Raw genomic sequence first — 2,594 nt, forward strand, 5'->3', positions numbered from 1 at the left:
CTGGTCGCGGCCCGCGGCCGGCTGATGCAGGCCCTCCCGGGCGGTGGCGTGATGATCGCCGTCCAGGCGTCGGAGGACGAGGTCCTGCCGCTGCTGACCGACGGGGTGAGCATCGCTGCGGTCAACGGCCCGCAGTCGGTGGTCATCGCCGGTGACGAGGACGCGGCGGTCGCGATCGCCGGGTCGTTCACCGACCGGAAGGCCAAGCGGCTGACGGTCAGCCACGCCTTCCACTCGCCGCACATGGACGGCATGTTGGACGACTTCCGCCAGGTAGTGGGCGGGCTGTCCTTCGCCGCTCCGCGGATCCCGGTCGTGTCGAACCTGACCGGTGCTCTCGTCGCAGACGAGATGGCTTCCGCCGAGTTCTGGGTGCGGCACGTCCGGGAGGCCGTCCGCTTCCTCGACGGCCTGCGGGCCCTGGAAGGCGCGGGCGTCACGACGTACCTCGAACTCGGTCCGGGTGTCCTCTCGGCCATCGGCCAGGAGTGCGTCACCGGCGAGGGCGCCGCCTTCGTGCCGGTGCTGCGCAACGGCCGTCCCGAAGCCGACACCGTCGTGGCCTCGCTGGCCCAGGTCCACGCGCGCGGCATCGAGGTGAACTGGACCTCCTTCTACGCAGGTTCGGGCGCCCGGCAGGTGGAGCTGCCCACGTACGCCTTCCAGCGACAGCGCTACTGGCTGCCGATGGCGAGCGCCGGCACCCGACCCGGCACCGCCGACGAGCTGGACTCCCAGTTCTGGGACGCCGTCGAGCGCGGGGACCTGGAGTCGCTGGCCGCCACCCTGAACATGGCCGACGAGAACACCTGGGGCACGGTCCTGCCGGCGCTCCCGGCCCTGTCTGCCTGGCGCCGCGGTCTGCGGACCCGGTCCGAGGTGGACCGCTGGCGCTACCGGGTGTCGTGGAAGCCGCTGACCGACAACACCTCCGGTGCTCGGCTGTCCGGTTCCTGGCTGGTCGTGACGCCTGCTGCCGCGGGCGTGGACGACACCGCCGTGGTGGGCGCCCTCGCCGGGCGTGGTGCCGAGGTCCGGCGGGTCGTCGTCGAGGCCGGTGCGGACCGTGCCGCTGTGGACCGTGCCGCTGTGGCCGGTCTGCTGGCCGGGGTCGAGGGCGTCGCGGGTGTGGTGTCGCTGCTGGCGCTGGACGAGGCGACCGGTGTCGTCGCGACGGCCGTGTTGGTGCAGGCGTTGGGTGATGCCGGGGTGGGGGCGCCGTTGTGGTGCCTGACCCGTGGTGCGGTGAGCGTGGGCCGTTCCGATCGGCTGGTGTCGGCGGTGCAGGCTCAGACGTGGGGCCTGGGCCGGGTGGCTGCGCTGGAACTGCCCGGACGCTGGGGCGGTCTGGTCGACCTGCCCGAGGTCTGGGACGAGCGAGCCATGGCCCGCCTGGCGGGCGTACTGACCGGCAGCACCGGCGAGGACCAGGTCGCGGTTCGTTCCTCCGGGGTCTTCGGACGCCGACTGGTCCGTGCCTCCGGCGGCCAGGACGACCGGGCCTGGACGCCGTCCGGGACGGTGCTGGTGACTGGTGGTACGGGCGCCCTCGGCGGGCGCGTGGCCCGCTGGCTGGCCGGTGCGGGTGCGGAGCGGCTGGTGCTGACCAGCCGCCGGGGCCCGGATGCTCCGGGCGCCGCCGAGTTGGCGGCGGAGCTGGTGGAGCTGGGTGTGGAGGTGTCGGTCGTGGCGTGCGACGCCGCCGACCGCGACGCGCTCCGTATGCTGCTGACGGCCGAGGCCGAGACCCTCACCGCGGTGGTCCACACCGCCGGCGTGCTGGACGACGGTGTCCTGGACGCCCTGACCCCGGAGCGGTTCGAGACCGTGCTGCGGGCCAAGGTCGACTCGGCCCGCAACCTGCACGAGCTCACCGTCGAGCTCGCTATCGAGCTCTCCGCCTTCGTGCTCTTCTCCTCGATGAGCGGTATGACCGGCGCCGCCGGCCAGGCCAACTATGCCGCCGCCAACGCCCATCTCGATGCGCTCGCCGAGCAGCGGCGGGCCGCGGGCCTGGCCGCGACCTCCCTGGCGTGGGGTCCGTGGGCCGAGGGCGGCATGGCCGCCGACAAGGCGCTGGACGCCCGGATGCGGCGCGAGGGTCTCCCGCCCATGGCGCCGGAGACGGCCATGGCTGTGCTGCGGCAGACCATCGCGTCGCCCGCCGACGCGGCACTGCTGGTCGCCGACGTGGACTGGGAGCGCTTCGGCCCCGCGTTCACCGTCGTCCGCCCGAGCACCCTGTTCGCCGAACTGGTGGAGACCCGGCCCGCCGGGCCCGCCGGCCCCGCCGAGGCCGTCGGCGGATCCCCGGTCGAGCGGTTCGCCGGTCTCGGTGCTGTCGAGTTGGAGCGGGAGCTGCTCGGTCTGGTGCGGGCGCAGGTCGCCGCGGTGCTGGGGCATGACGGTTCGGAGGCGGTCGGGGCCGACCGTGCCTTCAAGGAGCTCGGGTTCGATTCGCTGACCGCGGTCGAGCTCCGCAACCGGCTCGGTGCCGCGACCGGTGTGTCGCTGCCGGCGACGCTGATCTTCGACTACCCGTCCGCCGCCGCGCTGACGGCGTTCCTGCGGGACGAGCTGTTGGGCACGCAGGC

Annotated in this window: 1 protein-coding gene; it reads left to right on the forward strand. The window is 73.9% G+C overall.

Annotated features, from left to right (window positions below; genetic code table 11):
• Nucleotides 1-2,594, forward strand: a 2,594-nt coding sequence (locus ACZ4VL_RS40360; RefSeq protein WP_468210959.1) for an SDR family NAD(P)-dependent oxidoreductase, incomplete at both ends; no start/stop codon positions are given.

The organism is Streptomyces sp. NPDC029014, assembly GCF_055564695.1.